Annotated in this window: 21 protein-coding genes and 1 tRNA gene; 8 read left to right on the top strand and 14 right to left on the bottom strand. The window is 64.1% G+C overall.

Going from position 1 to position 24,786, the window contains the following annotated elements:
* The first annotated feature begins 11 nt into the window (after nucleotides 1-11).
* Both XH87_RS20165 and XH87_RS20160 read left to right on the top strand, forming a co-directional pair.
* Nucleotides 12-1,796, top strand: coding sequence for an acyl-CoA dehydrogenase family protein (locus tag XH87_RS20165; RefSeq protein WP_271588596.1), 1,785 nt, complete (start codon nucleotides 12-14; stop codon nucleotides 1,794-1,796).
* Between the two features lie 43 nt (nucleotides 1,797-1,839).
* Nucleotides 1,840-2,928, top strand: a complete 1,089-nt coding sequence (locus tag XH87_RS20160) for a Zn-dependent alcohol dehydrogenase (RefSeq protein ID WP_271588595.1) — start codon at nucleotides 1,840-1,842, stop codon at nucleotides 2,926-2,928.
* A gap of 119 nt (nucleotides 2,929-3,047) precedes the next feature.
* On the opposite strand, the gene XH87_RS20155 is transcribed toward XH87_RS20160, so the two are convergent.
* From XH87_RS20155 to XH87_RS20125, 7 genes are all read right to left on the bottom strand, one after another.
* Entirely contained in the window at nucleotides 3,048-4,520 is a 1,473-nt protein-coding gene (locus XH87_RS20155) for an amidase (RefSeq protein WP_271588594.1), read from the bottom strand.
* Nucleotides 4,521-4,748: 228 nt separating this feature from the next.
* Complete coding sequence (gene mbfA, locus XH87_RS20150) at nucleotides 4,749-5,720, bottom strand: iron exporter MbfA (RefSeq protein WP_158671181.1); 972 nt, start codon at nucleotides 5,718-5,720, stop codon at nucleotides 4,749-4,751.
* 65 nt (nucleotides 5,721-5,785) lie between these two features.
* Nucleotides 5,786-6,934, bottom strand: coding sequence for an alpha/beta hydrolase (locus XH87_RS20145; RefSeq protein ID WP_271588593.1), 1,149 nt, complete (start codon nucleotides 6,932-6,934; stop codon nucleotides 5,786-5,788).
* A 235-nt stretch (nucleotides 6,935-7,169) separates the two neighbouring features.
* Nucleotides 7,170-8,039 carry an MBL fold metallo-hydrolase gene (locus XH87_RS20140; RefSeq protein WP_271588592.1) on the bottom strand — a complete coding sequence of 290 codons (870 nt, stop codon included), beginning with the start codon at nucleotides 8,037-8,039 and terminating at the stop codon, nucleotides 7,170-7,172.
* Nucleotides 8,040-8,055: 16 nt separating this feature from the next.
* Complete coding sequence (locus tag XH87_RS20135; RefSeq protein WP_158671593.1) at nucleotides 8,056-8,667, bottom strand: glutathione S-transferase family protein; 612 nt, start codon at nucleotides 8,665-8,667, stop codon at nucleotides 8,056-8,058.
* A 137-nt stretch (nucleotides 8,668-8,804) separates the two neighbouring features.
* Nucleotides 8,805-9,647: a fumarylacetoacetate hydrolase family protein gene (locus XH87_RS20130; RefSeq protein ID WP_271588591.1), complete on the bottom strand. Its 843-nt coding sequence runs from the start codon at nucleotides 9,645-9,647 to the stop codon at nucleotides 8,805-8,807.
* A gap of 85 nt (nucleotides 9,648-9,732) precedes the next feature.
* Nucleotides 9,733-10,581: an MBL fold metallo-hydrolase gene (locus XH87_RS20125; protein ID WP_271588590.1), complete on the bottom strand. Its 849-nt coding sequence runs from the start codon at nucleotides 10,579-10,581 to the stop codon at nucleotides 9,733-9,735.
* 109 nt (nucleotides 10,582-10,690) lie between these two features.
* Between XH87_RS20125 and XH87_RS20120 the strand changes: the two genes are divergently transcribed.
* Nucleotides 10,691-11,167 (top strand): DUF3775 domain-containing protein, encoded by a 477-nt coding sequence (locus XH87_RS20120; RefSeq protein ID WP_035711164.1) that lies wholly within the window; start codon nucleotides 10,691-10,693, stop codon nucleotides 11,165-11,167.
* A gap of 171 nt (nucleotides 11,168-11,338) precedes the next feature.
* On the opposite strand, the gene XH87_RS20115 is transcribed toward XH87_RS20120, so the two are convergent.
* Entirely contained in the window at nucleotides 11,339-12,121 is a 783-nt protein-coding gene (locus tag XH87_RS20115) for an SDR family oxidoreductase (protein WP_035711167.1), read from the bottom strand.
* 127 nt (nucleotides 12,122-12,248) lie between these two features.
* A complete protein-coding gene (locus XH87_RS20110) occupies nucleotides 12,249-12,761 on the bottom strand; it encodes a CvpA family protein (RefSeq protein WP_271588589.1) in 513 nt (170 codons plus the stop codon).
* A 109-nt stretch (nucleotides 12,762-12,870) separates the two neighbouring features.
* On the opposite strand from XH87_RS20110, the gene XH87_RS20105 reads away from it, so the two are divergent.
* Nucleotides 12,871-13,632: an SDR family oxidoreductase gene (locus XH87_RS20105; RefSeq protein WP_271588588.1), complete on the top strand. Its 762-nt coding sequence runs from the start codon at nucleotides 12,871-12,873 to the stop codon at nucleotides 13,630-13,632.
* A gap of 208 nt (nucleotides 13,633-13,840) precedes the next feature.
* Here XH87_RS20105 and XH87_RS20100 read toward each other — a convergent pair whose 3' ends face one another.
* Together XH87_RS20100 and XH87_RS20095 are read right to left on the bottom strand one after the other, a co-directional pair.
* Entirely contained in the window at nucleotides 13,841-15,439 is a 1,599-nt protein-coding gene (locus tag XH87_RS20100; RefSeq protein WP_271588587.1) for a GMC family oxidoreductase, read from the bottom strand.
* A gap of 123 nt (nucleotides 15,440-15,562) precedes the next feature.
* The gene (locus XH87_RS20095) at nucleotides 15,563-16,996 is read right to left on the bottom strand and encodes a coniferyl aldehyde dehydrogenase (protein WP_271588586.1); all 1,434 of its coding nucleotides are present in this window, start codon (nucleotides 16,994-16,996) and stop codon (nucleotides 15,563-15,565) included.
* A gap of 314 nt (nucleotides 16,997-17,310) precedes the next feature.
* Between XH87_RS20095 and XH87_RS20090 the strand changes: the two genes are divergently transcribed.
* From XH87_RS20090 to XH87_RS20080, 3 genes are all read left to right on the top strand, one after another.
* Nucleotides 17,311-17,387: transfer RNA gene (locus tag XH87_RS20090), tRNA-Met, on the top strand.
* Nucleotides 17,388-18,346: 959 nt separating this feature from the next.
* Nucleotides 18,347-18,601 carry a type II toxin-antitoxin system RelE/ParE family toxin gene (locus XH87_RS20085; protein ID WP_333909183.1) on the top strand — a complete coding sequence of 85 codons (255 nt, stop codon included), beginning with the start codon at nucleotides 18,347-18,349 and terminating at the stop codon, nucleotides 18,599-18,601.
* 75 nt (nucleotides 18,602-18,676) lie between these two features.
* Nucleotides 18,677-18,997, top strand: a complete 321-nt coding sequence (locus tag XH87_RS20080; RefSeq protein WP_271588585.1) for a helix-turn-helix domain-containing protein — start codon at nucleotides 18,677-18,679, stop codon at nucleotides 18,995-18,997.
* On the opposite strand, the gene XH87_RS20075 is transcribed toward XH87_RS20080, so the two are convergent.
* Nucleotides 18,931-19,641: a hypothetical protein gene (locus XH87_RS20075; RefSeq protein ID WP_271588584.1), complete on the bottom strand. Its 711-nt coding sequence runs from the start codon at nucleotides 19,639-19,641 to the stop codon at nucleotides 18,931-18,933. The two genes, XH87_RS20080 and XH87_RS20075, sit on opposite strands and share 67 nt — an antisense overlap.
* A gap of 85 nt (nucleotides 19,642-19,726) precedes the next feature.
* Entirely contained in the window at nucleotides 19,727-20,218 is a 492-nt protein-coding gene (locus XH87_RS20070; protein ID WP_271588583.1) for a hypothetical protein, read from the bottom strand.
* A gap of 262 nt (nucleotides 20,219-20,480) precedes the next feature.
* Between XH87_RS20070 and XH87_RS20065 the strand changes: the two genes are divergently transcribed.
* Nucleotides 20,481-23,528, top strand: a complete 3,048-nt coding sequence (locus XH87_RS20065; RefSeq protein WP_271588582.1) for an ATP-binding protein — start codon at nucleotides 20,481-20,483, stop codon at nucleotides 23,526-23,528.
* A gap of 143 nt (nucleotides 23,529-23,671) precedes the next feature.
* Here the strand turns inward: XH87_RS20065 and XH87_RS20060 are convergent, their stop codons facing one another.
* Entirely contained in the window at nucleotides 23,672-24,784 is a 1,113-nt protein-coding gene (locus tag XH87_RS20060) for an ABC transporter permease (protein WP_271588581.1), read from the bottom strand.
* Nucleotides 24,785-24,786: the final 2 nt, after the last annotated feature.

Genomic DNA, 24,786 nt, shown 5'->3' with positions numbered 1-24,786 from the left:
AGAGGACGGTCATGCATAAGCCGGTCACAGCGCAGCCACAAAATGTCGCGGCCGCACCCGCCGGCCTGCTGGCACCCGATACGTCAGGCATGAATTTCTATCGCGCCGATCCGGCGCTGGCCGATCTCCTGCGCATCCATCTGCCGGACACGCTGTTCCGTCATATCGAGCCGCATCTCGACCGTCTCGGCGAGCTCGCCGGCGGCCCCCTCGACGAGTGCGCGCGGCTCGCCGACCGGCACACGCCCGTTCTGCACCAGCGCGACAAGTTCGGGCGCGACGTGCAATGGATCGAATATCACCCGGCCTATCGCGAGCTGGAGAATGCCGCGTTCGGCGAGTTCGGCATCCACGCGCTCTCGATCCGCAAGGGCATCATGGGCTGGCCGGACAAATATCCCGTCGTCGCCAAGCACGCCTTCACCTTCCTGTTCAACCAGACCGAATTCGGCATGGGCTGCCCGATCAACGTCACCGATGGCTGCGCCAAGCTGCTGGCGAATTTCGGCAGCGAGGCGCTGAAGGCGAAATATCTCGACGGCCTGACCTCGACCGATATGAGCAAGCTGACCCAGGGCGGTCAGTTCATGACCGAGAAGGAAGGCGGCTCCGACGTCGGCACGCTGACCACGCGCGCGGTGCAGGAGGGCGACCATTGGCGTCTCTACGGCGAAAAATGGTTCTGCTCGAACGCGGACGCGAAGGTCGTGATGCTGCTGGCCCGTCCTGAAGGCGCGGGCCCCGGCACGCGCGGCGTCGGCCTGTTCCTGATGCCGCGTTTTCTCGACGACGGCTCGCAAAACCACTACCGGATCGTGCGCCTCAAGGACAAGCTCGGCACGCGTTCGATGGCCTCGGGCGAGATCAAGCTCGAAGGCGCGATCGCCTACGCCATCGGCAAGCTTGACCGCGGCTTCGTGCAGATGGCCGAGATGGTCAACTCGTCGCGACTCTCCAACGGCGTCAAGTCCGCCGCGCTGATGCGCCGCGCCTATCATGACGCGATGACGGTCGCGACGAACCGCGTCGTGTTCGGCAGCCGCATTCTCGACCTGCCGCTCGGTCGGCGGCAGATGCTGAAAATCATGCTGCCGGTCGAGCAGGCGCTGTCGATGAGCTTTCTCACTGCCGATGCGCTCGATCGCGCCGACGCGGGCAGTCAGGATGCGGCAGCGCTGTTGCGCATCCTGACCCCGACGCTGAAATTCCGCGCCACGCGCGATGCGCGAAAGGTCTGCGGCGATGCGCTCGAGATGCGCGGCGGCATCGGCTATATCGAGGAATTCGCCACCGCCCGCCTGCTGCGCGACGCCCATCTCGGCTCGGTCTGGGAGGGCACCGGCAACATCGTGGCGATCGATGCGCTCAGGCGCGCCGTTGGCCGCCACGGTGCCGAATCCGCGCTATCGGCCGATCTGCACGCGCGGCTCGACGACAGCGCTTCCGTGCCGCAGGCCTGGCGCGACCATCTGCGCGGCCTCGCCGATCGCGCCGTCGGCTTCGCGCGCGAGGTCGCGGGCAAGTCCGAGAACGAGGCGGATGCGCGCCGCGCCACCAGCCTGCTCTATCATGTCGCAAGCGCGGTCGCGTTCGCCTGGGAAGCACACCGCATCCACGAAATGCGCGGCGATGCGCGCCGCTTGCTGCTGTCGCGCCTCGTCATCGATCATCGGGTGTTGCCGAGCGATCCGTTCCGGCTGACGGAAAATGCCGCGCAAGCGAACGTCGCCGCGCTGCTGCTCGGCGATCGCGCAGGCAGCATGCGCGAGGTTGGCGAACTGCTTCTGGCAGCGTAGGCTGTACTCCGCGATCAAACAAAAATGCGCCAGGGAGTGCTCGATGAAGGCCGCCGTGCTCTATGAAGTCAACCAGCCGCTCGTCATCGAGGACATCAGCCTGCCGAAGCCGGGCCCGCGCGAGGTCCTGATCCGCACCGCGGTCGCCGGCCTCTGCCACTCCGATCTGCATTTCATGGAAGGGCTCTATCCGCATCCGCTGCCCGCGGTGCTCGGGCACGAATCCGCCGGCGTGGTCGAACAGGTCGGCTCCGACGTCACCTACGTCAAGCCGGGCGACCACGTCGTCACTTGCCTGTCCGTGTTCTGCGGCACCTGCGACAACTGCACCACGGGCCGCACTGTGCTCTGCACCGACACCACGGTGAAGATGATACCGGGCGTCTCAAACCGCATGCAATGGTCGAAGCCGGAAAAGCTGCACCAGTTCCTGAACCTCTCCTCCTTTGCGGAGCAGATGCTGGTGCACGAGAACGCCATCGTCAAAATCAGGAAGGAGATGCCGCTCGACCTCGCCGCCCTGATCGGCTGCGGCGTCATCACCGGCTACGGCGCGGTGGTGAACACGGCGAAGGTGACGGCCGGCGAGACCGTGGCGGTGATCGGCTGCGGCGGCGTCGGCATGGCCGCGATCAACGGCGCGCAGATCGCCGGCGCCGGCCGCATCATCGCCATCGACACCAATCCGGCCAAGCTCCAGCTCGCGACCAAGCTCGGCGCGACCGACATCATCAACCCAGCCGACGGCGATGTCGTGAAGCAGGTCCGCGACCTCACCAATGGCGGCGTGCACCACTCCTTCGAGGTGCTCGGCCGCAAGGAGACCGCCGAGCAGGCGTTCGGCATGCTCGCCTCGGGCGGCACCGCGACCATCGTCGGCATGATTCCGTTCGGCCAGAAGATCGAGCTGCACGGCTTCGACTTCCTGCGCGAGCGCAAGATCCAGGGCTCGTCGATGGGCTCGAACCATTTTCGCGTCGACATGCCGCGCCTGGTGGATTTCTACCTGCGCGGCCGGCTGCATCTGGAGGACTGGATCTCGGCCAAGCTGAAGCTGAGCGAGATCAACGAGGGTTTTGCCAACATGAAAGCCGGCAAGACGCTGCGCAGCGTGATCGTGTTCGATAGCTGATTTCAGTATCGCCGTTTTTCGCTCCGTCATTGCGAGGAGCCCCTTGCGACGAAGCAATCCAGGATTCTCCGCGGAGGTAGTCTGGATTGCTTCGCTTCGCTCGCAATGACGTGGAGGCATCAATCATCGAACATCTTCGGCGGCACGAACCCGCCGAACTCGCGCTCGATCAGCTCGGCTAGCTTCAGCGGCGTGCGATCCTCCAGCCACGGGCCGACGATCTGGACGCCGACCGGCAGGCCGTCTTTCGACAGGCCGAGTGGAACGGCCGTTGCCGGCAGGCCCGGAAGGGTGGCAATGCCCGGCCAGGCGAGCTGATCGGAATAGGGGTAGTTCCTGCCGTCGATGCCGATCGTTCGCAGCCGCTGCTCCGGCGAATGGTCATGCGGAAAGGCAGGCGTCGGCATGATCGGGCAGATCACCGCGTCGAAGCTCTTGAACAGCGCGCGCCATTGTGCCCGCAGGCCGGCGCGGCTGCCTGCGTCGAGCACCCAGGCGCGGTGGCTTGCGGTGATGCCGCGCAGTCGCTCCGCGCCGAGGCTGCGATCGTCCGGCGAAAGCTGGCTCGCCCGTGCCTGCGAATCCGCGAGCTCGTCGGGAGGCAGGAACGCGCCGAGAAAGCCCAGCAGCATGCGCATGTAAAGCTGCGATGTCTCCGCGAAATCCGGCAGCAGCGTGCTCTCACGCGCGATGGTGACGCCGGCCTTCGACAGATCCGTTGCGAGCTTGTCGATCGCGCCGCGGACGTCCCGGTCGGTCGGCAGCAGCGGGTGGCTGTCGATCACCAGGACACGGAAATCCCGCAACGATTGGTGCCGCGCGACAGGCAAGTCGAGCTTGTAGGCGACGCCGGCGTCCAGTGGATCCGGTCCGGCCATGACGTCGAGCAGCAGGGAGAGATCTGCTGCCGTGCGCGCCATCGGCCCGATGACGGCGAGGTCGCCCTCGCGCGGGATGGCCGGAAACGGCGGCGGGGTCTCGCCGCGCGCCGGGCAGAGATTGAGAGTCGGCTTGTGCGCGAAGACGCCGCAATGAAAGGCCGGCACGCGCAGGGAGCCGCCGATGTCGGAGCCGGTGGCGAGCGCGCAACAGCCTGCGGCGAGCGCTGCCGACGATCCGCCGGACGAACCGCCCGGTGTACGGCCGAGATCATAGGGGTTGTTGGTGGTGCCGTAGATGTCGTTGTAGCTCTGCCAGTCGCCGAGGCCTACCGGCACGTTGGTCTTGCCGAGTATCACGCCGCCGGCGTGCTTGATGCGGGCCACCGCCAGCGCGTCTTCCGCAGGCTTGAAATCCTTCTGTGGCAGGAATCCCCAGGTCGTCGGCAGGCCGGCGATGTTGAAGGATTCCTTGATCGTCAAGGGCAGGCCGAGCAGCGGCTTGCGCTCGCCGCGGGCCAATGCGGCGTCCGCCTCGCGCGCGGCAATCAGGGCCCGGTCAAAATCCCGGACACAGATCGCGTTGATCTTGCCGTCGTGACGCTCGATACGGGCGATCGCATCCTGCGTGAGCTCGACCACGGAGACCTTCTTCGCGCTCAATGCGGCCGACAGCTCGACCGCGCTCTTGAAGCTCCATTCCGATTTCGCCACACCGATTCTCCCGCTCTGGTTGTTGGAGGATGATGCGCAGTTTGGCGGAACGCTGCAATGGCTGTTTGATCGCGATTGCCATGCCTCAAACTGTTATCGCCCGCCTTGTGCGCACTTGCGCACTGGGGCGGGCGATCCAGTACGCCGCGGCTTCCCGGTCGAATCACAGGGGACTCTGGAATACTGGAGTCCCCGCCTTCGCGGGGAATGACACCGGGGTGAAAGTCGCTACGCCGCCCCGATCACGATCCCCACCGCCAGCACGATGGCGCCGCCGAGCACGATCTGGAACACGGCCTGGAGGAACGGCGTGTCCATGTAGCGCGAGCGGATGAAGGCGATCGCCCATAATTCGAAGAACACGACGACGCAGGCGATTCCCGTCGCGATCCAGAACGCGTTGGCCCAACTGTCGGGAACGAGATAGGGCGCGGTGTGACCAAGCCCGCCGAGCGTCGTCATCGCGCCGCAGGTAATGCCGCGCAGCCAGGGCGAGCCGCGCCCCGTGAGTGAGCCGTCGTCGGACAGCGCTTCGGCAAAACCCATGCTGATGCCGGCGCCGATCGAGGCGGCGAGGCCCACCAGAAACGTCTGCCAATTCTGGTGCGTGGCAAAGGCGGCCGCAAACAGCGGCGCCAGCGTCGAGACCGATCCGTCCATCAGGCCTGCGAGGCCAGGCTGCACATATTGCAGCACGAACATGCGCCGCCGCGTGCGGTCTTCCTCGGCACGCACGTCCGGCTTGAGGATCTCGTCGGTAAGTTTCGCGGCGGTGTGCTCGTGGCCCTTCTCGGCCTCGGCAAGGTCGCCGAGCAGCCGGCGCACGTTGACGTCCTCGGCCTGCTCGGCGGCCTTGGCGTAGAAGCGCTCGGCCTCGAGCTCCATGGTCTCGACTTCCCGGCGGATGGTGTCGAGCGGCAAATTCTTGGTCAGCCAGATCGGGCGGCGGCGCAGGAAGCCCTTGACGTCCTCGCGGCGGATCGGCGGCAGATGCTGGCCGAAACGCTGCTCGTACGTTTCCAGCAGCATGTGACGATGGCCGCGCTCCTCTTCGGCCATCTGCTCGAACAGCTTCGCGGAGTCGGGATAGCGTTCCTTCAGATCCTCGGCGAAGGTCATGTAGATGCGGCTGTCCTCCTCCTCGGAGGAGATCGCAACCGCCAGCACCTCGCGCTCGGTCAGATCGGCAAAATTCTTCACGGCAGCCCTGTCGAAAGTTTAGAATTATTCTAAACTATATAGGGTGCGATGGTTCCCCGGTCAAATCAGGCGGTGCGGGTCCTGGAGAGGAAGTTCAGCAGCAATCGGGTGACTTCGGCCGGCTGCTCCTGCTGGACCCAATGGCCGGCGCCGTCGACGAGATGGCAATCGAGCATCTTCGTGCATGCGCGCGCCTGCATCGTCTCGAACACGCCCGGACGTTGATACGTGCCCCAATCCTGCTTCCCCGAGATGAAGCAGGAGGGCACGTCGATGCTGCGGCCGGCAAACAATTGCAGCTCATTGTTGAAAGCGCCCGAGGTGCCGCAGCGATACCATTGCAGGCCGCCCTGGAATCCGGTGCGGCCATATTCGGCGCTGTAGTAAGCGAGCTCGCGCTCCGGCAGCCATTGATTGGCGGCGATTGCGGCCGGCGACGGCATCTCCTTCGCGACCGTCTCGGCCATGGTCTCGTTCAGGTCCATCACGTAGTAGGTCGGCAGCTTCGCCAACTCGTTCGCCGACCACGATGTCAGCGGATAGGGCTTGTTGTCGGCCCAGTCCGCGCTCTTGTGATGATAATAGGCGCGCAGGAAATCGTGCACGCCCTGCGGCGCGCGGTGCATCTCGGCGTTCGCCTCGCGCGTCGCGTAGTACCATTGATAGTGTTTTCGCGGCCGCGGCAGCGCGGCAAGCTCGCGATGAACAGGGTCTTCGGCCGCAGGCTTTGCCGGCATGTCGACCGTGTCGAAAGGTAGTGGCGGCGGTCCGCCGAACGGCGCGCTCATCATCGTCGCTGAACAAAACACGTCAGGCCGGATCAAGGCACACCAGGCCGCGACCGGGCTGCCGAAATCATGCCCGACCACATCGACCTGCCTGTAGCCGAACGCCGACACCAGGGCGAGCGCATCACGCACGAGATTGAAGAGCGAGAAGGGTGCGAGATCGCCGTCGTACTCCGCGCTCCATCCCGTCGTGCGGCCATAGCCGCGCTGGTCCGGCGCGATCACGTGGTAACCTGCATCCGCCAGCGGCGGCATTACCTTGCGCCAGGAGAAGGCGAGCTCCGGAAAGCCGTGCAGCAGCAGGATGCATGGCCGGCCCTTGGTCTCGAAGCCGGCCTCGAGCACATGCATGCGCAAGCCGTTGATGCCGTCGACATAGCGCGAGCGGATGCCGGCGGGGAGGGGAATGTCGGGGAGTGCGGTCATCAATTCCTCCGTAGTGGGCGCTTCTTACCCTCCCCTGGAGGGGGAGGGTCGATCGCGCGAAGCGCGAGCGGGGTGGGGTGATCTCTCGACACGAACAGTGCTCGTTGCGGAGAGACCGTCACCCCACCTCGGTTCGCATTCCGCTTCGCTGCATGCGAACCGATCCACGGGCGGGCTACGCTCGTCCCGGACCCTCCAGGGGAGGATAGGAGTTCGCGGCCCGAGCCGCGCTGCATCACACCGTCGTGCAAACGAATCCGCCGCCCTTGCGCCTGATCTTTCCGGCCGACGGCGAGGGGAAATGCGCGGTGCAGCACAGCGTGTCGGTGTCGCAATAGCGCTCCAGGAAACTGCGGCGCGTCGTGGCTGCCTTGGCCGGGTCGACGTCGAACTTGATCGACAGCTCCGGATAGAGCGTCTGCAATGGCGAGTGCATGAGGTCGCCGGAGAACACCGCATCGTCCTTGCCGCGGCCCATCGTGAACGCGACGTGGCCTGGCGTATGGCCCGGCGTCGGCAGGATGCGGACGTGATCGCCGATCTGATGATCGTTGCCGACGAGCTCGTGGCGTCCCGCCTCGACCACGGGCAGCACACTGTCCGCAAACGGCGGCACCTCCGACTTCGCGTTCTGCTTCGACCAGTAATCGTACTCCTGCCTGGCGAAGACATAACGCGCCTTGGGGAAGGTCGGCACCCAGCGGCCGTTCTCGATCCGCGTGTTCCAGCCGACATGATCGACATGCAGATGCGTGCACATCACGAAGTCGATGTCTTCGACGGAGAATCCGGCGGCGTTGAGCGTGCGCAGATAGGTGTCGTCGGTCTTCATATTCCATTTCGGCCGCAGCGGCCGCGGCTTGTCGTTGCCGATGCAGCTGTCGATCAGGATCGTGTGGTGCGGCGTCCTCACCACGTAGGACTGGAAGCACAGCAGCAGCACGTCCTGCTCGTCCAGCGCCTTTGCTTCGCGCATCCACGCCCGGTTCTCCGCCAGCACCTCAGATGTCAGTCCCGGCAGCATCTCCAGCGCCGGGACGAACGAGGTCTCCTGCTCGATGACGCGGTGGATGGTGAGATCGCCAACCGAGAACTTCAGGCTCATGGACACTCCTTGCGCTTTACGCGGCCGGCGGCACCGAGATCTTGACCGAGGGCCGCTCCAGCATCCGCTGGTGGAAGGCGTCGAGCTTGGGATAGGCCTTGCGCCAGCCGCAATCGGCGAAGCGGAAGTCGGCATAGCCGAGCACGCAAGCGAGGCCGATCTGCGAGATGTCGAACGGGCCGTTCAGGACGTCGGGCATGTTCTCGAAGCGCGCCATGCCGGCCCAGGCCCTGTTCCAATGGTCGTCCGACCAGGCCTGCCATTGCAGGCCCTGCGGCCGCACCATCTTCTCGTAGCGGCACAGCAGCATGGAATCGAGCATGCCGTTGATCAGGGAGTGATTGGTCTTGGCCTTCCAGCGCCGCGGGCCGTAGTCCGGGATCAGGCTGCCGCCGGCCATCTCGTTGAGATATTCGACGATGACGTAGGAATCCAGGATCACGTCGCCGTCATTGGTGATCAGCACCGGCAGCTTCTTCAGCGGCGTGATCTTCGAATAGTCCTCGTTGGCCGTGCCCGGCGTCACGGCCGCTGGCACGAACTCGATCTTGTCGATCAGCCCGAGCTCGATCGCGGCGATGCGCACCTTGCGGGCAAAGGGCGAGGCGGGGGAGAAGGTGAGCTTCATGGGAAATGTCCTAGGCAGTATTTCGGCGGTTGTTTTCGTCATTGCGAGCGAAGCGAAGCAATCCAGTCTGTCTCTGCGGAAATAGTCTGGATTGCTTCGTCGCTTCGCTCCTCGCAATGACGACGGGAGGGCACGGCTTACGCCGCTACGATCTCCTGGCGCTGCTCGCCGAGGCCTTCGATGCCGAGCGTGACGACGTCGCCGACATTGAGGAAGGTCGGCGGCTTCATGCCGAGGCCGACGCCGGGCGGGGTGCCTGTCGTGATGACGTCGCCGGGCAGCAGCGTCATGAACTGCGAGACATAGGAGATGCACTTGGCCATGGAGAAGATCATGGTCCTGGTCGAGCCGGCCTGGCGGCGCTGGCCGTTGACGTCGAGCCACATCGACAGGTTCTGCACGTCCTTGATCTCGTCCTTGGTCGCGAGCCACGGACCGAGCGGGCCGAACGTGTCATGCGACTTGCCCTTGGTCCACTGGCCGAGGCGCTCGATCTGGAATGCGCGCTCGGAGACGTCGTTGCAGACGCAATAACCGGCGACATGGTTCAGCGCGTCGGCTTCCGAGACGTATTTCGCGCGGGTGCCGATGATGGCGGCGATTTCGACCTCCCAGTCGAGCTTGGTCGAGCCGCGCGGCTTCTCGACTGGATCGTTCGGACCGGACAGCGAGGTGTTGGCCTTCATGAAGATGATCGGCTCGCTCGGGATCTCGGCGCCCGTCTCCTTGGCATGGTCGCTGTAGTTGAGGCCGATCGCCACGAATTTCGAGATGCCGGTGACGGGCGCGCCGAACCGCGGCTTGCCGGAAACGGCGGGCAGCGAGGCGGGATCGAGGCCCGCCAGCTTCTTCAGGGACTCGGGCGAATAGGCCTCGCCGGTGAGATCCTTCACGTGCGCCGACAGGTCGCGCAATTGGCCGGATTTGTCGATCAGGCCGGGCTTTTCCGCACCCTTCTCGCCGTAACGAACAAGCTTCATTCTCGTTTCTCCCTGGAGATTGGACCGGTCGGTTAACAGCTTCATGGAACAGGGCGGCAGGAAATTCAACCGCCCAAAACAGGGATCACCCCAGCGCTGCAAACCTGAACGCGTCGCCCTCCCGCCTGATTTGCCCGGCCGAAAAGTGCCCGCCGATCACCAGCGTCGGCGTGTCGGCAAAGCGGCCGAACAGCGCCGCCCGCGTCGCGGCCGATTGCGTCTGGTCGGAATCGGCGGTCGAGGACCAGCCGAGATGCGCCATCTGGCAGGGATGATGAGCGACGTCACCGGTGAGCAAGGCCTGTTCGCCGTCAGACCGGATGAGGATGCTCATATGGCCGGGACTGTGACCCGGGGTCGGGATCATGCTGATCTCCTCGCAGAGCCGGTGGTCGCTCGGGATCAGATCGGCCCTGTCGGCATCGACGATCGGTTGCACGGAATCGCCAAACACGGCTTGCTTGTCAGGTTCCGTCGAATGGTCGCGCCAGTATTCATATTCGGTCCTGCCGAAAACGTAGCGCGCCTTCGGAAAGGTCGGCACCCATTTGCCGCCGGACAGTTTCGTATTCCAGCCGACGTGATCGACATGGAGATGCGTGCACAGCACGGTGTCGATGCTGTCGGGCGGAAAGCCGGCCGCCGTCATGGTGTCCAGGAATGGCGTGCTGCGGTTGTTCCAGGTCGGGACGTTGCGGCCCTGCTTGTCGTTGCCGAGGCCGGTGTCGACCACGATGCGCCTGCCGGGCGTCTCCACCACCAGCGAATGGATCGACATCTTCAGCCGGCCTTCTTCGGTGGCAAAATGCGGGATCAGCCAGGGCAGCTTGCGGATTTCCTCATTGTTCGCGAGCGGCAGGATGAAACGGGTCGAGCCGACCGTCTCCAATTCCACCACCTTGGTGATTTTGACCTTGCCCACCTGCCACTGCATCGGCACCTTCCCATCTTCTTTTTGGTGTCGAAACATGCGGTTTTCCGCCGTCAAGCGCAATGGATCATCTGACGCGATGCGGCGTTATCGCGGGAACCTGGAGAGAACCATGCCGGAGCTAACGATTTCCGCCGAGAAGGTCGCCTTCATCATCGAGAAGGCGCGTGAATTCGACGTCAAGGAGGGGGATTCCGATCCGGATTCCGGCTCGAACCCCAGCGATGACGATGCGATCGATGTCCTCGAGGACGATGGCTCCGACCCTGTCGTCAACGAGCTCGGAAGCTTCATGATCGCCTTGAACGAGGACGAGCAGGTCGATCTCGTCGCGCTGACCTGGCTGGGTCGCGGCGACGGCACGATCGATGACTGGGACGATCTGCGCGCCCGCGCCGTCGAGGCGCGCGGTGAGTATCGCAGCCCGCGCCGCGAAACGGTGCACTATCTGCTCGGCGAGCCGATGCTGGGCGACCTGCTCGCCAACGGGCTCGAGGAATTCGGCATCGACTGGACCGGCGAGCGTCTCACCGCCGATTCCTCCGATCCCAGCGAGCGGGACGAGGACGAGCCGACGAAGCAGCGGTGATGATCGGGCTCTGACGCCTCCACATCGTCATGGCCGGGCATAGCCGTCCGAAGGACGGCTATGCCCGGCCATCCACGTCTTACCTTGCCGAACAAAGAACGTGGATGCCCGGGACAAGCCCGGGCATGACGATCTTTCGTGGAATGCGCTGTTGCGGATGCGATGATGCGTTTACAGCGTCCCCGGGAACGCACCGCCATCCAGCAGAATGTTCTGTCCGGTGATGAAGCCGGCTTTGGCGCCGCACAGGAAGGCGCAGGCATAGCCGAACTCGTCGGGCTGGCCGAATCGGCCGGCGGGGTTCAGCTTGGCGCGCTCGGCCAGGATCTGCTCAGGCGTGACGCCGCGCTTGTCGGCCTCGGCCTTGGCGGTGCCGGTGAGCCGATCGGTCTCGAACGGGCCCGGCAGCAGGCCGTTGATGGTGACGTTGTTGATCACCGTCTTGCGCGAGAGGCCGGCGATGAAGCCGGTGAGGCCGGCGCGCGCGCCGTTGGAGAGGCCGAGGATGTCGATCGGCGCCTTCACCGCGGCCGAGGTGATGTTGACGATGCGGCCGAACTTGCGCGCCATCATGCCGTCCACCGTCGCCTTGATCAGCTCGATCGGGGTCAGCATGTTGGCGTCGATCGCCTTGATCCAGTCGTCGCGGGTCCAATTGCGAAAATCGCCGGGCGGCGGGCCGCCGGCATTGTTGATCAGGATATCAGGCTCGGGGCAGGCCTTCAGCACCGCCTCGCGTCCCGCCGATGTCGTGATGTCGCCGACGATCTCGGTGACCGTCACATCGGGACAGGCCTTGCGAATCTCGTCGGCGGTTTTCTTCAGGGCCTCGGCGCCGCGCGCGGTTAGCGTGACATGAACGCCGGCCTCCGCCAGCGAGATGGCGCAGGCGCGCCCGAGGCCTTTGCTGGATGCGCAGACGATGGCGCGGCGACCTTTGATCCCAAGATCCACTGTTTCACTCCCGTAATGTCAGGCAGGTTTTGGACGGCGGCACTCTAGCCAACTGTTGCGCCGCTGATAAGGGATCGGCTCGCACCAAAATGCATGCGCGTCCACGCTGCGATGCAAATGCGCCAGATCAGATGCGCCGCGCCTGCTTGAGGCGGTCGATCGCGGAGGCCGCCTCCGGCGGCAGCGACTTGAAGCCCATCTGGCCGGCGGCCGAGAACAGCGGCCGCAGATGCGAGCCGGCGAGGAAGGGCGGCTCGCGGTTGGCCGGCACGATCTGGTCGAACACCAGCACCAGCGTGGTGGCGACGAGGCCGACCCTGATGGCGCCGAGCGCGGCGCCGCCGAGCCGGTCGCCGATGCCCGCCTCGCCGATGGTGTCGTTCAGCGCGATGCGTCCGATATGGCCGAACAGCATGCCGACCACCACGAAGATGCCGAAGAACCAGATCCAGTTCTGCAGCAGCGGCGAGTTTGGATTGCCGGCAATTTGCGGTGCGATCAGCGGCATCAGCGCCAGCGCGATTGGTGCAGCGAGAAGATAGGCGAGGATGGTCATGGCGCTGCGGAGCAGGCCGGTCCTGAACCCGAAGCCGACGGCGACGGCGAGCGCGGCATAGACGGCGAGATCGAAACTGTTCATGAGCGCAACCCTGCCTTGACGAGACGAATGAACGCCGAACCGATCATTCCGGTTTCAGATCGCTAAAATCGTCTGTATTGGTGGCTCCAGAAGTGAAGGGTTATCGCCAATGTCAGGCCTATTCGACGTCAGTAAAGAAACCATCCTCGTCACGGGCGCGAGCCAGGGGCTGGGTCGGCAATTTGCACGAGTGCTGGCGGCGCATGGCGCATCCGTCGCGCTGGCTGCGCGGCAGACCTTCAAGCTGAAGAGCCTCGAGGAGGAGATCCGCGGCAAGGGCGGCCGCGCCGCTGGGGTCGCGCTCGATGTCACCGACACGGCCTCGATCGCCAGGGCCGTCGACGCCGCCGAAGCCGCGCTCGGCCCCGTCACGGTGCTGATCAACAATGCCGGCATCGCCATCGAGAAGCTCGCGACCGAGCAGACCGAGGCGGACTGGGACGCCGTGATCGGCGCCAACCTCAAGGGCGCCTATTTCCTCGCGACCGAAATCGCCCGCCGCATGATCGAGCGCAAGCAGGAAGGCAACATCGTCAACATCGCATCCGTGCTCGGCACCGGCGTCTTGAAGGCGGTCTCGCCCTATGCGATCTCCAAGGCCGGCATCATCCAGGCGACCAGGGCGATGGCGCTGGAGCTTGCCGGGCAGAACATCCGCATCAACGCGCTCGCGCCGGGCTATATCGACACCGAAATGAACCATGCGTTCTGGTCGACGCCGGCAGGCGAGCGCCTCGCCAAACGCATCCCCCAGCGCCGCGTCGGCGCCGAGTCCGATCTCGACGGCGCCATCCTGCTGCTGGCGTCCAACGCGTCGCGGTACATGACCGGGAGCGTGGTGACGGTGGACGGCGGCTTCTTGCTGAATTGAGCTTCCCTTCGCCTCTCCCCGCGTGCGGGGGGAGGCCGGAATTTGCGGGAGCAAATTCTGGGTGAGGGGTAGCCTCCGCGCGTTGAGATGATCTGTACAGCTACTGCTCCATCCGCATCGTCATTGCGAGCGCAGCGAAGCAATCCAGAGTCTTGCCGCGGAGGGATTCTGGATTGCTTCGCTGCGCTCGCAATGACGGAAGAGAGGGCTACCGCATCTCCCCGCTGATCATATCCGCCGCCTTCTCCCCGATCATGATCGTCGGCGCATTGGTGTTGCCGCCGATCAGCGTCGGCATGATCGAGGCATCAACCACGCGCAATCCTCCCACGCCGTGCACCTTCAGCGCCGGATCGACCACGGCAAGCGCATCCGTGCCCATCTTGCAGGTGCCGGCGGGGTGATAGACGGTGTCGACGCGTTCGCGCAGCACGGCGCGGATATCGTCGTCGCTGCGTACGTTCGCAGTGAACATGTCCCGGGTCTGCAGCGCGCGCAGCGCCGGCGTCTCCATCAGGCGGCGCGTGGTCTTGAAGCCCGCGACCATGGTCTCGAGATCGTCCTCGTGCCCGAGGAAGTTCGGGTCGATCAGCGGCGCCTGCATCGCATCAAGGCTGGCGAGCGAAACGCTGCCGCGGCTCTTCGGCCGGAGCAGGCAGACATGGCAGGAGAAGCCGGTGCCCTTATGGCGCTTGCGGCCGTGGTCGTCGACCATCGCCATGCCGAAATGCAGTTGGATGTCGGGAATGTCGAGATCGGGCCGCGTCTTCAGGAAGCCGCCGCATTCGGCGAAATTGGAGGTGAGGGGGCCGCGGCGCTCCCGCCGATATTGCAGGATGGCGCGGATCAGCCGCGGCATACCCTTCAGCGAGATGCCGGAGAAATAGGGACTGTCGGACATGTAGCCGAAGATGAAGTCGGGATGGTCCTGCAGGTTCTGTCCGACGCCCGGCAGATGATGCACGCTTGCGATGCCGTGCCCGCGAAGCGCGGCGGCATCGCCGATGCCCGACAGCATCAGGAGCTGCGGCGACTGGAACGCGCCGGCGGCCAGGATCACCTCACGCCGGGCGCGAAACTGCTTCAATTCCTTGCCTTGGCGGTATTCCACGCCGACCGCGCGCCTGCCCTCGAACAGGATGCGCGTGGCATGCGCCTGCGTCACGACGCGCAGGTTCGCGCGCTTGCCCATGTGCGGATGGACATAGGCTCGCGCCGCGCTCCAGCGCTCGCCGTTCCTCTGCGTCACCTGGTAGATGCCGAGGCCTTCATGGTCGTCAGTGTTGAAATCCTCGCGGATGCGGAATTGCCCCTCCCGCGCCGCCTGCAGGAAGATCTGCTGCACCGGATTGCCGGAGCGCAATTTGTTGACGAAGAGCGGGCCGTCCTTGCCGTGATATTCGCCGTCGAAATCGGCGTTGTTCTCCGACCGCTTGAAATAGGGCAGCACGTCTGCGTACGACCAGCCGGTGATGCCGAGCGAAGCCCAGTGGTCGTAGTCGGCGCGGTGGCCGCGGATATAGACCATGGCGTTGATCGCGGAGGAGCCGCCGAGACCCTTGCCGCGCGGCTGATAGCCGATGCGGCCGTTCAGCCCCTTCTGCGGCACGGTGTTGAAGGCCCAGTTGTTGACGTTGCCGGCGACCATCAGCACCAGTGCGCCCGGCGTGGTCACGACCCAGTTGTCGCAAGGCCCGCCGGCATCGAGCAGTGCCACGGATGTCGCCGCATCCTCCGACAGCCGCCCTGCGACAGTGCAGCCGCCCGAGCCCGCGCCCACGACGACGAAATCGAATGTATCAGTCACTTGTTTCCCCCATAGTCTTCTTCTTCGTCATTGCGAGCGAAGCGAAGCAATCCAGAATCTTTCCACGGTGACAGTCTGGATTGCTTCGTCGCTGCGCTCCTCGCAATGACGCTGTTCGACGATCTACGACATGAACCGCATCAACTTCTCCAGCCGCGCGATCTTGCCGCCATAGGGCGGATAGAGATCGGCGAGGCGGTTGAACCTGGAGCGATAGAACACCGGCTTCAGCTTGCTGAACGTCCTGAAGCCCCATTCGCCGTGATAGGCGCCGGTGCCGGAGGCGCCGACACCGCCCATCGGCTGGTTGATTTGCGTGAAGTGGAACAGGCAGTCGTTGATGGTGAAGCCGCCGGAGACGGTGCGCGCCAGCACTTCGTCGCGCGCGCTCTGGTCGCTGCCGAACCAGTACAGCGCCAGCGGCCGATCGCGGGCGTTGACGAAAGCGATCGCCTCCGCCGGGTCGCGATAGCCGAGCACCGGCAGCACGGGGCCGAAGATCTCCTCATGCATCGCCGCCATTGCTTCGGTCGCACCAGAGATCAGCGTCGGCGGGAATTTGCGGTGCGCCTTCCAGTTGGGGTCGTCGGGCTTTGCCGGCTGCAGGATCTTTGCGCCACGTTGCGCCGCATCGGCGACGAGGCCTTCGAGCCGCACGTAGTGCTGGTCCGAGATGATCGACGTGTAGTCCTTGTTGGCGGGATCGGTGCCGAACATGCGCCGCATCTGCGCGCGCACCTTCTCGGCGAAGGCCTGCACCGAATTCTCCGGCACCAGCACATAGTCCGGCGCGATGCAGGTTTGCCCGGCATTGAGCAGCTTGCCGTAGGCAATGCGCTCGGCCGCCTCATCGAGATCGGCCGAGGCGTCGATGATCGCAGGCGACTTGCCGCCGAGCTCGAGCGTGACCGGCGTGAGATTGCGTCCCGCGGCCTCCGCGACCAGCCGTCCGACCCGCGTTGAGCCGGTGAACAGGAGATGATCGAACGGCAGGCTGGCAAAGCCCTTGGCGACCTCGTCCTCGATGCCGGTGACCAGCACCTCCGCGGCGTCGAATCGCTGCGCGACCGCGTCCCGGAGCAGCGCCGCGAAGTGCGGCACGAGCTCGCTCGGCTTGATGATGACGCGGTTGCCGGCCGCGATCGCGCCGATCGCGGGCGCGAGCGTGAGCTGGAGCGGGTAATTCCAGGGCGCGATGACGCCGACGACACCGAGCGGCTGCGGCATCAGCCGGTTGCGCGCGGGCAGGAATTGCAGCGCGGTGGCGATGCGCTGCGGCGTCATCCAGGCCTTGAGGTGCTTGGTGGCATGCCGGATCTCGGAGAACAGCAGCATGGTCTCGGTGATGGTGGTCTCGATCGCCGAGCGGTGGCCGAAATCGGCCGAGATCGCCTGCCGGAAGCGCTCTTCATTGTCCGCGACCACCCCGCGCAGCCGTGCCAGCCGGTCGAGCCGCCGGGCGAGGTCAGGCGCCGGCTCGTCCCGCGACCGCGCGCGCATGGTGTGGAAGGCCTCTTCGAGGGCCCGCAGCGGGGCGCTCGTCAGGGATTTGTCCACGGCATTTCCTCCCTTGACCGGCGTTTCAGCCTTAATCTTGTTGCCGCAAGCTGGCGCTTTGCGGAACTTCTGGCAAGAGCGCGCGGAACGCAGCGGAAATTCGTCCATCCCCCTGTCATAAAGTCGAAAAAAACGTTCCCGCGGCCCTTTCCAAAGCCAGCCCGCCTTGATACATACGCCTCGCACCCGACGGGCTTTGCCCTCAAGGGTTGCCTTCCAAGGAAGCCTTTGGGACGGAAGAAGCAAGCCGCGCGAACAGCGCCGGCCTCAACCGACCGTCCCCGGGATTTAACTGAAGGCGCGCAAGTGTTTAACGCGGGGTGGAGCAGCCCGGTAGCTCGTCAGGCTCATAACCTGAAGGTCATAGGTTCAAATCCTATCCCCGCAACCAAGCTAAATGTTTGATTTTAAACTGAAAAAGTCCGCCTCTGGCGGGCTTTTTCATGTTTTGCAGGCGATTCCCGCGCTTTGCCAGAAACTACGCTTTTATCCCTTTATTATCAGCAAGTTAACCGAAATTCTTTCGGTCGATTGCCCTGCCTTACAATTTTCTACATGGCACATGATTGGCACATGCAGTCAGGGAAGTTCGGAGTTCTTTGATTGTTCTCCGCAACCTGCAGTGTAAAAATTGATGGGCAAGAATCGCGGTTGCACGGAGCAAGCTCAATTTGAGGCCCGTACTGATGCCGCAACCCTCACTACGGGATTTTCATGCCCTATCAAGCTGCTCAAGCTCACCCGCTCGTTACGAACGGATTTGAAGTCGAACTGCCCGAATTTGTCGATGTCATTATTCGTACTTTGCCGGACCCCAGAGACGTAAAACCTGAGCGCGAGCGGCTCGATGGCTTCTGGTTCGTTCACTGGTTCGATGGGAAGCTATTTCACCTGAGGCTAAGATCTGGTGGACCGAACGTCGACGGAGACAATCGAACGCTACGTGTAGCCGATCATCCTTGGCTGTTGCGGGCTAGACACGCTCGTCTGTCTGGTATTCGACCCAGAGCGGCGCTGTAAAAATCCAGATAGTGTCGAAAACGACGTGCAAGGCACCGGGAGCCGACTAACGGTGCGGGCCGTCGTATGTCCGAAGGGACTATAGCGGCCGCCCCCAAGCAGTAGAGCAGCCGCCTGGCGCAAGTCCCAGGCGCGGTGGGTACACACCTTTAGAGTTCCGGTGACAGTGCTAGTCCAGCACTGTCACCGTATTCACAAGATCGAGGCCATCAAAAAGTACGCCTGGCGACATTGTCTAAGGAGTCGTCGACCGCCAGTGCCGGAAATCAGCCATTTGTAGGCCTGTCAGGAAACCCTTGAAAAATTATAGCAGTAGTGCTATAAGCTAAAATGACCACAGAGAAGCCCGTAGTTTGGATCGGATCGTCGAAGGACGATTTACGGGCTTTCCCGGATGAGGTTCGTCGCGTCATGGGGTTTGCGATCAACGATGCACAGAACGGCGGGGAGCATCCTCGTGCCAAGGCCTTAAAGGGCTTCGGCGGCCGGAGTGTGCTGGAGGTCGTCGACGATGAAGATGGCGATACTTATCGGGCCGTCTACACCGTACGCTTCGAAGAAGGGGATCGAAACTCCGAGGCATGACATCTCGGTAATTCAGACCCGGTTGAAGGCAGCCGAGGCCCATTACCAAGAGAACTACGGAAGAGGCGGCAGGAAATGAGCAAGGCTATCAAAGCAACCGCAGGCAGCGACAACATTTTCGCTGACCTTGGCTTTGCCAATCCCGAGGAAGAGCTCCTCAAAGCGAAACTTGTTCGTGAGCTTCGTGCGATCATCAAGCGTCGCAAGCTGACTCAGACGAGGGCTGCCGAACTGCTGGGCCTTAAGCAACCCGATGTATCTGCATTGGTCACCGGGCGTGTCGGAAAGTTCTCGATCGACAGGATCGTTCGATGCCTGGATCGACTTAACTATCGGGTGGACGTAGTTATCCGCCACAAGCCCACCCGCCGCGCCGCATCACGGGCTGCTGCCTGAGTGTAGAGCCAGCCATTTTTGTGTTGGTGGAATGCGGGGCTCAGAACCTTGCAACCACCTTCCCATCCGCCCCGACCAGCGTCGACGGCGCCTCTCCGAACACCAGCCCCTCCGGCTGAAACTTGATCGTCCTCCCGCCTTCGACGAACACCGCAAAATTCCTTGGCGTCGCCGCGTGCACGCCGTTTTGCAGAAAGTCGCCGGTCTCGTAGCAGGTGTCGGGGCTTGCCGCCGGAGCCTTCGCCCAGGAACTTCTGGAAATTCTGGCTCGTCACCTTGGCCTTCTTGCGCGCCGACCAGTTGGCGTAGCGGCGGTAGAGCTTGGGCGGGATCACCGGGCCCTTGTCGGTTGCGAGCACGCCGGTCTCGCCGGCCTTGGGCTCGGACAGGTCGAAGTCGAAGGCGGGGATCGTCTTCGCGAGATGCTTCCAGACCGGCAGCTTCCTGGTGCGCGCGGTCTTGGCCAGCGCAAAGAAAGCCCTGATCTCGTCCTCGTCATCGAGGAGTAGAACGTGGGATAGGCAAAGCCCTGTTCGACCAGCCCGTGGTTGATGTCGACCTCTTCGCCCGCGGCCGTCACCTCGATGTAGCGGATCATCTTCGTGCGACAGGCCCGTGACCGTATGTGAGATGGGTGAGACCACGTCACGGCGCCGGCGGACAAAACGTCCGCGGGTCTGGAGCGCGCGGGCGACGATGATTTTCGTCTACAGAGTGGAATCTTTCCAATCAGGATCGGTACGGGCAGACCATCGTCAGATTGAGCAGCGTCGGCTTGTCCGAGCCCTTCTTGTACTCCCACTCCAGCCGGATCTCGTGCCGGTGGGCATAGGCGTCGCTGGCCTTGTGCGTGATGATGTTGGTCTTCATCGGGATCGGCGGCTCGGAGTTGAAGCATTTGCGGACGCAGGCATCGAGCAGATCGCATCGCGTCAGCGGGATCACGCCCGGCTCGTCCCTGGACAGCGGGACCGTGTTCGGCTGGGTGCTGAGGTCGACGCGGGCGCGGCCCTTTTCCTTGTGCCAGTACTTGGCGCTTCCCTGCGGCCACTTCGAGGGTGGGTTCAGGATCAGGTGGTACTGACCGTATTCCAGGGTCGGCAGGTCGATGTCCTCCGATGCCTTGAGCTTGGCGACGCTCTTTTTCATGTTCGCCAAGGGATAATAATTTCTGTTCATCAAGTCTCGAAATGCCTTGCCGCTATATACCAGTCCGGCCATCGCCTCTTTCCCCGAGATGTCTGTTTGTCGAAACCTGTCGCCGGCCGCCCGAAACGGGCAGCGCGCCGCTGCCGATCACACAAATTGTTGTGTGCAGGCACGCTACCATCCGACGTTGCGCTTCGTCCAGAGAGCCGCGATCCGGATAACATCGCATATCCCGCCAGCCCAATTGCCATGCATTCCTCTATGGGTAATGTAGACCAAACGCCTCGCGGGCGTTGGAGCTGGACTGCCGCGGTAGTTCGTTGAAGGCGCTGGAATGCATTGCTTCGCGTGTCAGTCGGCGATTGGTCCGGGCGATAGCTGGTGCTCCAAGTGCGGAGCGGCGGTTCGCGAGCGCGTTGACCCCGACAGCGAGCGACGATTTGTGACCATTCTGCGCGCCGACGTCGTCGATTCCACGGGACTGGTCGCTGAGTTGGAGCCTGAAGAAGCGGTGTCGCGTCTCGAACCGGCTCTCGCGGCGATGCGAGGCGCAGTGCGCCAGTTCGGCGGCATCGTTAGCAAGGAGCTGGGTGACGGGGTCGCCGCAGTATTCGGCGCGCCCATCGCCGATGACAACCATGCGCCCCTGGCCTGCCACGCCGCGATCGAGCTTGTCCGGCGTGTCGCCAGTCTGGGCGATCCCGGACTTCAGGTTCGGGTCGGCCTCCATTCGGGCCACGTGGTGGCCTATATGGTCGCCAGCGAATTTTCCAAGGTTTACGAGATCGGCGGTGCCGCCCAGCATCTGGCGGCGCGGCTGGAGTCGGCGGCCGAGGCGAACCAGATCTACGTGTCGGAGGCATGCCAGAAGCTTGCGGAAGGGCATGTCCGCTTTGAATTCCTGGGCCGCAAGGCGCTTCGTGGCTTCGGCGATCCGCTGCCCGTGTACCGCGTCATGGGCGCAAGCGATCTTTCGAGCTGGCGGGTCCGACGCGCGCGCAGTGTTTCCCGATTCGTCGATCGCGCGGCCGAGCGGGCGCTGCTGTGGCGCGCCACAGAGAGAGTCGCCGCCGGCCGGCAAACGGTATTGCTGACGGGTGATGCCGGCATTGGAAAGTCGCGCCTTGCACATGAGTTCGCACAGGACCTTCGGGCCGGTGGCTGGCGGCTGGTCGACGCCGAGTGCAGCCCGAATCTCCAGGGCGCGCCGTACAGCGCCCTCAAGCGCCTGTTGCTGTCGATACTTGATGCGGCCGCGCGCGATCCGGACAATCTCAGAGACGCATTGCCTGTGGTGCAGCAGCGAGCCATCGATGCGATTCTGGACCTGCCGATCTCCGATCCGCAATGGGACGAATTGGAGCCTCACGCCCGCGGCCGCGCCATTGCAGACGCAAGCTGCTCTCTCGTCGAGAGCGTCGCCCGGCGCCAGCGTACGATCCTGCTGATCGAGGATCTGCACTGGATCGACCGGGCCAGCGAGGCGGTCGTGGCCACTCTCTCCACCCTGCAATGCCCCAATTTGCTCGTGCTGCTGACGACGCGGCCCAATGGAATGCCGGTGTGGATCGCGCGGTGTCACGCGGAAATCGTGGCCATGCGGCCTCTCGACGATGATTCGGGCCTTGCCATGCTCGCGGAGATACTTGGCCCCGCCACGACGAACTCAGAGTTGAAGAGCCGGATTATCTCTCATACGGCCAGCGTTCCGCTGTTCATCGAGGAAGTCTGCCGCAGTCTGAAGGATAGCGGCATGCTGCTTGGACAGTGGGGCGACCTTTCTCTCGCGCGTCCTGTCGACGAGCTCGGCATCCCCAGCAGCATTCAAGGGGTGATCGCGGCGCGGCTTGATCGGGTGTCGCGACAGGAGCGATCGCTTCTCCAGATCGCGGCGGCGCTTGGCCCCCGGGCAAATCAGGCCCTGCTGCGAAAAGTAGCTTCGTTGCCGGAAGACGTCCTGCAGGATTGCCTCACCGCGCTCGACCGGGCCGAGCTGTTCGTCAGGATCGATAGCGAGTTGGAGGACTCGCTCGAATTCCGGCACGAGATGGTCAGGCAGGTGACCTACGATTCGATGGTCGAAAAGGTGCGCGAAGGTATCCATGCCATCATTCTCGCGGCTCTCGAGGGCGAGGAAGCATGGGCCGACGGGCCGGACACGCTCTGTTATCACGCAACGAGGGCGAAGGATTGGCAGAAGGCGTTTCAGCATGGCAGGAGCGCTGCGCGACGATGCCTGGCTCGCTCAGCCTATGCCGAGGCGGTCGATTATTTCGAGATCGCGATGGAAGCGCTCGACAAGACCCCTGTGACACACGCGAGAGAGGCGGACGCTATCGACCTCCGGATGGAGGCTCGTTTGGCCTATGCCGGATCTGGGCGCGTGGCCGAAGCCTTGGACCTGGGAAGCGAGGCCGAACGGCGAGCCGATGCGATCAACGACACCGGACGCAAGATCGCGGCCATGACGATGAGAGCGGGTGCTCAGAACTTCTATGGAACGCCGCTCGAAGCGGTCGCAATCGGCGAAGCCGTCGTGCATCTGGCGGAAAGCTCGGGCAATTCCGGCTGGCGCAATCTCGCGCAATACGGGCTTGGGCAGGCGTATTTTCTTGCCGGTCGTTACCACGCCGCCGAGAAAATGCTGGCCTCCGCCCGGGCCCATCTCGCGGGCTCCGCGCCGAGTGCCCCGATCGGCACGACCCCGCGCTCCTTGCTCCTGCTCTGCTGCATGATGAAGAGCTTCACCCACACCGTCATGGGCGAGCTCGATGCCGCCGAGCAGCTCCAGCGCGAAGCCGCCGCAATCGCCGAGGAGACCGGCCGCCCCTATGACCGCGTCGCCGCCGCCTATAGCGGCGGCTGGCTGAAGCTCGGGCAGAACGATCCGGCGGCCGCTGCTGCCATCCTCGAGGACGGCTTCGTCCTGGCGCAGAAGCACGGCATTCGGCTGTTCGTGCCGGTGCTGGCCTGTCATCTCGGCATCGCCTATCTGGAGCAGGGGCTGTTCGACCGGGCGCGCGGCATGCTGACGGAGGCGCGCGAGGAGGCGAGGGGGGTCGGCTATACCTCGGCGGTGCTGCGCAGCTCGATCTATCTGGCGCTCGCCACCCACCGCCTCGGCGATGTCAGGGCCGCGCAGAACATGCTGCGCGAGGCCCGCAACACCGCGCGCCAGCAGGGGTTTTCAGGCCTCGAGGCCGAGGCCCTGTTCGGCGAGGCCGTCGTGACGTCGCCATCGGATGCGGCGAACAAGGCCGCCATCCTCGTCGCTCTGCGCGGCGCCATTGCGATCGCTTCCGAAAGCGGCGCGCTGCCGCTGAAGCACAAGGCCGAGGCGATGCTGAACGAGATGGTCGCCCGGGACGATCGGCTCAGCTGAGCCGGCTCCCGGTCAGGCTGGCGACAGCGCCGGCGCAGGCACGATCTTGCCCGACGCGTCAAATAAATTTCGCAGCTGAAACAAAGGGATCGCTACTGTGCATGGGGTTGTTTTCGCTCCTGTTGAAGCGAAGCCCTCGCGCGTCACGCCAGGAACGCGCGGAACCGGCGCAGCGCGATCACGAAGAAGACGCTGCCGATCACGGCGAGCGCAGCAAGCTGCGGCCACACCGCCTCCAGACCCGCGCCGCGGAACAGGATCGCCTGCGCCAGCATCACGAAATGCGTGTTAGGCGCCGCCAGCATGATGTCCTGGACGAATTGCGGCATGCTCTCCCGCGGCGTCATGCTGCCCGACAGGGTCTGCAGCGGCAGCAGGATCATGATCAGCAGCAGTCCGAACTGCGGCATCGACCCGGCGACGGTGGCGAGGAAGATGCCCATGCTGGTGGTGGCGAAGAGCTGCAGCGCCGCCCCGACCAGGAACAGCGCCACCGAGCCGTCGATCGTGACCGCCAGCCATCCCTTGACGACGAAGGCGATCGACAGCGCCGAGGCGACCAGCACCACGGCTCCCATCGACCAGACCTTGCTCACCATGATCTCGAGCGGCGTCACCGGCATCACCAGGAGGTGCTCGATCGTGCCGTGCTCGCGCTCCCGGATCAGCGCCGCGCCGGTCAGGATGATCGAGAGCATGGTGATCGACATGATGAGGTGGTCGATCGCGCCGAACCAGGACCTCTTCAGCTCCGGATTGAAACGAGCACGTAGCGCGAGGTCGATCTGCGGTGTTTGAGCTTCGCGGGTGCGCGCCAGGAACTCCGCGATCTCGGCGTTGACGATCTGCTCGACATAACCGCCACCGTTGAAGGCCTGTGAGATGCGCGTCGCGTCGACGTTGAGCTGGATCGTCGGCGCCTTCCGCGCCAGGAGGTCGCGCTGAAAGTCCGGCGGGATGTCGAGGGCAAACGTGTCGAGGCCGGCATCCATCCGTCGGTCCATCTCGTATTGCGAGATCAGCCGAGGCGTGGAGAAGTACGGTGCGGTGAACGCCATCCCGATGCGAGTCGAGACCGGCGAATGGTCTTCGTCGACGATGGCGATCGCAGCGCGGTTCAACGTCTCCGGCAGCGTGTTGGCACCCTCATAGACCGAAAACGTGAAGGAATATGCGATGAGCACGAGCAATACCGGGTCGCGCGCCAGTCCGCGCAATTCCTTGATTCCGAGCTGTAGCAAGTTGCCAAGATGCATGG

The organism is Bradyrhizobium sp. CCBAU 53415 (genome assembly GCF_028128735.1).
Taxonomy (GTDB): domain Bacteria; phylum Pseudomonadota; class Alphaproteobacteria; order Rhizobiales; family Xanthobacteraceae; genus Bradyrhizobium.
Note: the sequence above shows the minus strand (reverse complement) of the source record. Positions and strands in the feature narration are given on the sequence as shown.

Excerpts from the sequence above, each read along its gene's own strand:
- XH87_RS20140 (WP_271588592.1), bottom strand. The coding sequence starts at position 8,039 with ATGAGCCTGAAGTTCTCGGTTGGCGATCTCACCATCCACCGCGTCATC.
- XH87_RS20085 (WP_333909183.1), top strand. The coding sequence starts at position 18,347 with ATGACCACAGAGAAGCCCGTAGTTTGGATCGGATCGTCGAAGGACGAT.
- XH87_RS20110 (WP_271588589.1), bottom strand. The coding sequence starts at position 12,761 with ATGAACAGTTTCGATCTCGCCGTCTATGCCGCGCTCGCCGTCGCCGTC.
- XH87_RS20160 (WP_271588595.1), top strand. The coding sequence starts at position 1,840 with ATGAAGGCCGCCGTGCTCTATGAAGTCAACCAGCCGCTCGTCATCGAG.
- XH87_RS20120 (WP_035711164.1), top strand. The coding sequence starts at position 10,691 with ATGCCGGAGCTAACGATTTCCGCCGAGAAGGTCGCCTTCATCATCGAG.
- XH87_RS20125 (WP_271588590.1), bottom strand. The coding sequence starts at position 10,581 with ATGCAGTGGCAGGTGGGCAAGGTCAAAATCACCAAGGTGGTGGAATTG.
- XH87_RS20080 (WP_271588585.1), top strand. The coding sequence starts at position 18,677 with ATGAGCAAGGCTATCAAAGCAACCGCAGGCAGCGACAACATTTTCGCT.
- XH87_RS20165 (WP_271588596.1), top strand. The coding sequence starts at position 12 with ATGCATAAGCCGGTCACAGCGCAGCCACAAAATGTCGCGGCCGCACCC.
- XH87_RS20070 (WP_271588583.1), bottom strand. The coding sequence starts at position 20,218 with ATGGCCGGACTGGTATATAGCGGCAAGGCATTTCGAGACTTGATGAAC.
- XH87_RS20130 (WP_271588591.1), bottom strand. The coding sequence starts at position 9,647 with ATGAAGCTTGTTCGTTACGGCGAGAAGGGTGCGGAAAAGCCCGGCCTG.
- XH87_RS20135 (WP_158671593.1), bottom strand. The coding sequence starts at position 8,667 with ATGAAGCTCACCTTCTCCCCCGCCTCGCCCTTTGCCCGCAAGGTGCGC.
- XH87_RS20060 (WP_271588581.1), bottom strand. The coding sequence starts at position 24,784 with ATGCATCTTGGCAACTTGCTACAGCTCGGAATCAAGGAATTGCGCGGA.
- XH87_RS20105 (WP_271588588.1), top strand. The coding sequence starts at position 12,871 with ATGTCAGGCCTATTCGACGTCAGTAAAGAAACCATCCTCGTCACGGGC.
- XH87_RS20065 (WP_271588582.1), top strand. The coding sequence starts at position 20,481 with ATGCATTGCTTCGCGTGTCAGTCGGCGATTGGTCCGGGCGATAGCTGG.
- XH87_RS20145 (WP_271588593.1), bottom strand. The coding sequence starts at position 6,934 with ATGACCGCACTCCCCGACATTCCCCTCCCCGCCGGCATCCGCTCGCGC.